The sequence below is a fragment of the Streptomyces sp. NPDC051940 genome (assembly GCF_040680895.1).
Lineage (GTDB): Bacteria > Actinomycetota > Actinomycetes > Streptomycetales > Streptomycetaceae > Streptomyces.
The window spans coordinates 1-6,051 of the sequence record NZ_JBFAXR010000235.1 but is presented as its reverse complement, the minus strand read 5'-3'; the positions used below and the strand labels follow the sequence as shown (position 1 = coordinate 6,051).

Sequence of the window (6,051 nt, the reverse complement as noted above, 5' to 3'; positions counted from 1 at the left end):
CTGCAGCATCACGACGTTCGCCCGGTGCTTCCGCACCAGCTGCCGGACCTGCTCGACCTTGGCCGTGGCCGCCCCGCGCGGGACGGCCACGGCCCGCGGGGATCAGCAGTAGTTGTTGCTGTAGCTGTACCAGACCCCGCAGTACGTCACGCAGGCGCCGTTGACCGTACAGGTGCGGCAGAAGCAGACGCCGCTGATGTACTTGCACTGCACGTACGAGTCCGGCGGGCAGCCGGCGTCGGCGGTCGTCTTGGGGAGCAGCGTCTCGACGGCGCGGGTCACGCGCCGGCCCAGGCTCTGGATCACGGTAACTCCTTCGGAAACGGGTGATTGTTTTCCTTCACGGGCGGAGCTGCGCCGGGGCATGGGTCACCCCGGCACGCGGGTCGCGCCGCCCGAGCTGATGGGGTTACGGAAGGGCAGGCTCGGCCTGCAGTGCGGACACGCCGAGGCCCGCGGCGGTCACGACGCCGTCGGGGCCGTACCAGGCGTGGCTGGGGTAGTTCGCGGCGCCGAACCACTCGGTGAGGCCGGCCTCCTCGTCCTCCGCGATCACGTGGTCCGCGGCGGCGGACAGTGCGGCGGCCAGCTCGCTGCGGTCCGCGGCCTCGCCGTGCACGATCGCGAGGGTCGTACCGCCGCTCGCGCGCAGCCGCTCGGCGTGGGCGGCGAAGGGGGGTACGGCGTCGCGGCAGGCCTTGCAGGTGAGGGAGAAGAACCCGACGAGCACCTCGCGGCCTCGCAGGCCGGGCCGGCTCACCTGGACGCCGTCGAGGGTCTGCGCGGAGAAGGGCGGGAGCACGTCGCCGGCCCGGATCCCACCGGGGGAGTGCCCGTGGCCGTGGCCCGCGGCCCCGGCCTCCAACTCCCGCCACCGGCGGAGCACGACAATCAGGATGACGAGGTTCAGACCGGTCACAGCACCGGTCACGACAAGCCCGGCAACGGCAGCTATCACGCGTCGCATTCCTCTCCGCGGCAGGGTCAGCACGGCGAACGGCAGCAGGGTCGGCCACCACGCACGACCTTCCCAGCCCACCCTCACCGCCCCCTAACACGGCCCTAACGCCCCGCACCGACGACCGGGGCTCCGCCCCCGAACCCCGCAGAACGGATACCCGATACGAACCTGCGGGCTCCGCCCCCAGACCCCGCGGAAGCAGGGCGGTCACCTGAGAGGAATACGTGCGAACCCACACCACGCCCAAGGCACTCACCACCCAGCCCCACCCACCCCTGGACCCCGCCCCGCCCCCCGGCCCGGGCCCGGTCCCATCCCCGCCCCCGTCCGGCCCCGGCCCGCGGCCCCCGGAACCCGGACCAGCCTCGGTCCCATCCCGGGACCCCGGCCCGGGCTCGGGTCCCGGATCCCGGGAGGTCGCAACTCGGGGACGGGACCAGTGCCGGACATCACCGGAACGCGCCGCCTTGCCCCCCGGAACCCGGCCGACACCGTGCCCTGGCCCCACGCTTCGCCCCGCCATGCCAGCTCCGCCCGGACACCCCGCCCGCCCGGCCGGGGCCCCGCGCCCGGGGTCCGAAGCGCCCACGTCCGGGCCCTGGGGGGACCCCCGGGAGCGCGCGGAGTCGGCGCCGGACCCGGGATGCGTCCCCCCGGCTCAGCCCGGTTGCCCCCCGGCTCAGCCGGGACTCCGGCCCCGGCCCGCACCTTGGCCGAGCCCCGCCCTTCTCCCCGGCCGGACGCCCGGTCCGCACGGCCGGTGCCCTGCGCCAGGGTCCGAAGCGCCCATGGCTGGGCCCGGGGGGCACCCCGGAAGGACCCGTCTATCCGGCTGGGGGCACGCGGCCCCCCGTCTAATCAACTGGGGGCACGCAGCCCCCGGAAGACCCCAGCGGCAGCTGCAGCGGATCGGCGCCGCCGCGCCGGAGCCCCCGGGAGCGTGCCCGGGCCCAGGACCGGGGAGACGTCAGTCCTCCCCCACCGCCGACGTGCGGCGTTGCCAGGCTCGGGGGGCGCGCCAGCCGTAGCGCATCGCGGCGAGGCGGAGGAGGAACGCCAGTGCGGCCGCGGCCGATGCCGTGGTGCCGTTGAGGTGGTCGGTCTGGATGAGGAGGGCGACCGCCGTGGCGCCCACGATCGCCGGGACCGCGTACAGGTCGCGGTCCCAGCGCAGGACCTGGGGGGCGTCGCCGGCGAGGAGGTCGCGCAGGACGCCGCCGCCGATGGCCGTGGCCATGCCGAGGGCCACCGAGGCGGTGAGCCCGAGGCCGTACTCGTACGCCTTGGTCGTGCCGGTGACGCAGAACAGCCCGAGCCCGGCCGCGTCGAAGAGGCCGACCGCCTTGTTGATCCGCTCCACCTCGGGGTGGAGGAAGAACACCAGCGCCGTCGCCACCAGCGGCGTCAGGAAGTAGCCGAGGTCGTCGAACGCCGCCGGCGGGACCGCGCCGATCACCAGGTCCCGGAAGAGCCCGCCACCCAGCGCCGTGGACTCGGCCAGCACGGCCATCCCGAACACGTCGAGGTTCTTGCGCACGCCCAGCAGCGCGCCGGAGAGCGCGAAGACGAAGATGCCGACGACGTCCAGCCAGTGCTGGACCGAAGCGTTGAACAGCTCGAATGCGAGGACCACCCGAGCATTTCTACCTGCCGGGCGCGGACCCGGCCGCACCGGCACACCCTGGAACGGCGAACGGGGCCCGGGACAGCACGTCCCGGACCCCGTCGAAGCCGAAGCCTCGCGTCAGTCGACCGTCTTGATCTCCGCGGCGTCCGCCGCGGAGGCCAGCACCGCGTCCTGCGGCACCTGGTCGGCCGCGTTCTCCGGGTGGTGGCAGGCGACCCGCTGGCCGGGCTTCAGCTCCAGCAGCGGCGGCTCCTGCGTCTTGCAGATCTCCGTCGCCTTCCAGCACCGCGTGTGGAAGCGGCACCCGGTGGGCGGGGAGATCGGCGAGGGGACGTCTCCCTTGAGGAAGATCCGCTCGCGCTCCTTGCGCCGCCGGGGGTCCGGCACGGGCACCGCGGAAAGCAGGGCCTTGGTGTACGGGTGCATGGGCGCCTCGTACAGGCTCTGGCGGTCCGCCAGCTCGACGATCTTGCCGAGGTACATCACCGCGATCCGGTCCGAGACATGGCGTACCACGGACAGGTCGTGCGCGATGATCATGTAGGTGAGGCCGAACTCCGACTGGAGGTCGTCCAGCAGGTTCACCACCTGCGCCTGGATCGACACGTCCAGCGCGGACACCGGCTCGTCCGCGACGATCATCTTCGGCTTGAGCGCGAGCGCGCGGGCGATGCCGATGCGCTGGCGCTGACCGCCGGAGAACTCGTGCGGATAGCGGTTGTAGTGCTCGGGGTTCAGGCCCACGGTCTCCAGGAGGCGCTGGACCTCCTTCTTGATCCCGCCCTCCGGCATGATGCCCTGCAGCTTGAACGGGGCGCCCACGATGGCGCCGACCGTGTGCCGCGGGTTCAGCGAGGAGTACGGGTCCTGGAAGATCATCTGCACGTCGCGGCGCAGCGGACGCATCTTCGCCGTGTTGAGGTGCGTGATGTCGTGGCCCTCGAACTCGATCCGGCCGCGCGTCGGCTCCAGCAGCCGGGTGATGAGCCGGCCCATCGTGGACTTGCCGCAGCCGGACTCGCCGACGACGCCCAGGGTCTCCCCCGGGTACACCTCGAAGTCCAGCCCGTCCACCGCCTGTACGGCGCCGACCTGGCGCTTGAGCACACCCTTGGTGATCGGGAAGTGCTTGACCAGGCCCTGCACCCGCAGCAGCGGCTGCCGGCCGTCGGGCGCGGCGTCCTCGGCAGCAGCGGCCTGCTGCGGAATCTTCACGTCTTCAGCCGACACAGCATCGTCCTTCACAGCTTCGGCGCAATCTCTTCGGTCCAGATCCGGGACCGCTGCTCATCGGTGAGATGGCAGGCGGCGAGGTGCCGCTCGCCGACCTCGCGCAGCTCCGGCCGGTCCGCCGTGCTCCGGCCGCCGGTCTCGCCGGCGTACGGGCAGCGCGGGTGGAAGGCACAGCCGCTGGGCACGTTGATGAGGCTGGGCGGGGAGCCCTTGACCGGGATGAGGCGCTCGGTCTGCTCGCGGTCGATGCGCGGCATCGAGCCGAGCAGGCCCCAGGTGTAGGGGTGCTGGGGCTCGTAGAACACCTTGTCGGCGGGGCCCCGCTCGACGCACCGGCCGCCGTACATCACCAGGATCTGGTCGGCCAGTTCGGCGACCACGCCCAGGTCGTGGGTGATGACGATGACCGCCGAGCCGAACTCCTTCTGCAGATCCCGGATCAGGTCCAGGATCTGCGCCTGGACGGTCACGTCCAGCGCGGTGGTCGGCTCGTCGGCGATCAGCAGCTCGGGGTTGTTGACCAGCGACATCGCGATCATCGCGCGCTGGCGCATACCGCCGGAGAACTCGTGCGGGTAGTTGTCCACCCGCTTGTCCGGCTGCGGGATGCCGACCCGGTCGAGCATCTCGATGGCGCGGCGCCGGGCGGTCTTCTTGTCCACCTTGTGGTGGATCCGGTACGCCTCCACGATCTGCTGGCCGATCGTGTAGTACGGGTGCAGGGCCGACAGCGGGTCCTGGAAGATCATGGAGATCTCCCGGCCGCGCAGCTTGCGCACCTCGTCCGGGTTCGCCGACAGCAGCTCGGTGCCGTTGAGCCAGATCTCACCGGAGATCTGCGCCTTGCCGCGGCCGTACTGGCCGACGGTGTGCAGGCCCATGATGCCGAGCGAGGTCACCGACTTGCCGGAGCCGGACTCGCCCACGATGCCGAGGGTCTGGCCCTTCTCCAGCTGGAAGGAGAGCCCGTCGACGGACTTCACCAGGCCGTCTTCGGTCGGGAAGTGGATGCGCAGGTCGCGCACGTCCAGGAAGGCGTCGGAGGCCTCGCGCACGGGCTCGCCCACCGCGCCGGCTCCCGTCTTGGTCAGGTCCGTCATGCCAGCCTCACTCGGGGGTCGATCACGGCGTACAGAAGGTCCACGATGAGGTTGGCGATGACCACGGCCGCGGCGGTGATCAGGGTGACGCCGATGATGATCGGGAGGTCCCGGTCGCTGATCGACTTGATGGCCGCGTTGCCCAGGCCCGGCAGGCTGAACGTGGTCTCGGTGAGGATGGCGCCACCGACCAGGGCCCCGAGGTCCATGCCGAGGATGGTGAGGATGGGCGTCATCGTCGAGCGCATGGCGTGCTTGCCGATGACGACCGGCTCGGTGAGGCCCTTGGCGCGGGCGGTGCGGATGTAGTCCTCGCTGAGCACCTCGAGCATGGTGGCGCGGGTGAGGCGGGCGTACATCGCGGCGTAGAGGAAGGCCAGGGTGACCCAGGGCAGGGCCAGGCCGTCCAGCCACCCGGTGAAGCTCTTCTCGAGTGGCACGTAGTTCGCGTCGAACCAGCCGAGCTTGTAGTGGAAGATCGCCAGCGCGATGACGCCGGTGAAGTAGATCGGGAGGGAGACGCCGGCCAGGGCGACGCCCATCGCCGAGCGGTCCACCACCGTGCCCCGCTTCAGGGCGGAGAGGACACCCGCCGTGAGGCCGCCGAGCAGCCACAGGATGCAGGCGCCCGCCGCGAGGCTGAGCGTGACCGGGAGGCGGTCGACCAGGAACGGCCAGACCGGCGACTCGGTACGGAACGAATAGCCGAAACACGGCGCGGAGCAGTGTGTCGTGTCGCCGCCGCTGGTGTAGTCGCGGCCGACGACGATGCCCCGGATGAACTCCCAGAACTGAACCAGGATCGGTTCGTCCAGGCCCATCTTCTGTCGGATGCCCTCGATGGCCGCGGGGTCGGCCTGCTTGCCGACGAACATCGCCGCCGGATCGGCCCCGACCATCTTGGGGATCATGAAGAAGATGCCGAAAGTCACCAGGGTGACAACCATCAGCATCACGATGACGGCAAACAGCCGTCGGATGAGGTAAGCGAGCACTGCTCTCGGCCCGGCGGCGGCCCGGAGAGGTTGTCTCCGGGCGCGCCAGCACTACTGCCCGTCCTCGCCGGTCTACCGCGAGCACGCCGTGCGCCTCGTCGAGCAGGTCGCCGGGCGCTACGGCGGCCATCCGGC

6 protein-coding genes and 1 pseudogene are annotated in these 6,051 nt (G+C 71.6%); 1 reads left to right on the top strand and 6 read right to left on the bottom strand.

Annotated elements, in window-relative coordinates:
* Nucleotides 1-102: 102 nt before the first annotated feature.
* From AB0M28_RS39620 to AB0M28_RS39595, 6 genes are all read right to left on the bottom strand, one after another.
* Entirely contained in the window at nucleotides 103-306 is a 204-nt protein-coding gene (locus tag AB0M28_RS39620) for a hypothetical protein (RefSeq protein WP_365415557.1), read from the bottom strand.
* 103 nt (nucleotides 307-409) lie between these two features.
* Entirely contained in the window at nucleotides 410-958 is a 549-nt protein-coding gene (locus tag AB0M28_RS39615; protein ID WP_365415555.1) for a redoxin domain-containing protein, read from the bottom strand.
* A 970-nt stretch (nucleotides 959-1,928) separates the two neighbouring features.
* Nucleotides 1,929-2,594 (bottom strand): trimeric intracellular cation channel family protein, encoded by a 666-nt coding sequence (locus AB0M28_RS39610; RefSeq protein ID WP_365415553.1) that lies wholly within the window; start codon nucleotides 2,592-2,594, stop codon nucleotides 1,929-1,931.
* 111 nt (nucleotides 2,595-2,705) lie between these two features.
* A complete protein-coding gene (locus AB0M28_RS39605) occupies nucleotides 2,706-3,803 on the bottom strand; it encodes a dipeptide ABC transporter ATP-binding protein (RefSeq protein WP_365415559.1) in 1,098 nt (365 codons plus the stop codon).
* A gap of 26 nt (nucleotides 3,804-3,829) precedes the next feature.
* On the bottom strand, nucleotides 3,830-4,921 hold the full coding sequence (locus tag AB0M28_RS39600) for an ABC transporter ATP-binding protein (protein ID WP_365415551.1): 1,092 nt from the start codon (nucleotides 4,919-4,921) through the stop codon (nucleotides 3,830-3,832).
* A complete protein-coding gene (locus AB0M28_RS39595) occupies nucleotides 4,918-5,916 on the bottom strand; it encodes an ABC transporter permease (RefSeq protein ID WP_365415548.1) in 999 nt (332 codons plus the stop codon). Before AB0M28_RS39595 ends, AB0M28_RS39600 begins: the two co-directional genes overlap by 4 nt.
* A gap of 52 nt (nucleotides 5,917-5,968) precedes the next feature.
* Between AB0M28_RS39595 and AB0M28_RS39590 the strand changes: the two are divergent.
* Nucleotides 5,969-6,051, top strand: a pseudogene (locus AB0M28_RS39590) (beta-galactosidase); the annotation flags it as partial.

Excerpts from the sequence above, each read along its gene's own strand:
- AB0M28_RS39600 (WP_365415551.1), bottom strand. The coding sequence starts at position 4,921 with ATGACGGACCTGACCAAGACGGGAGCCGGCGCGGTGGGCGAGCCCGTG.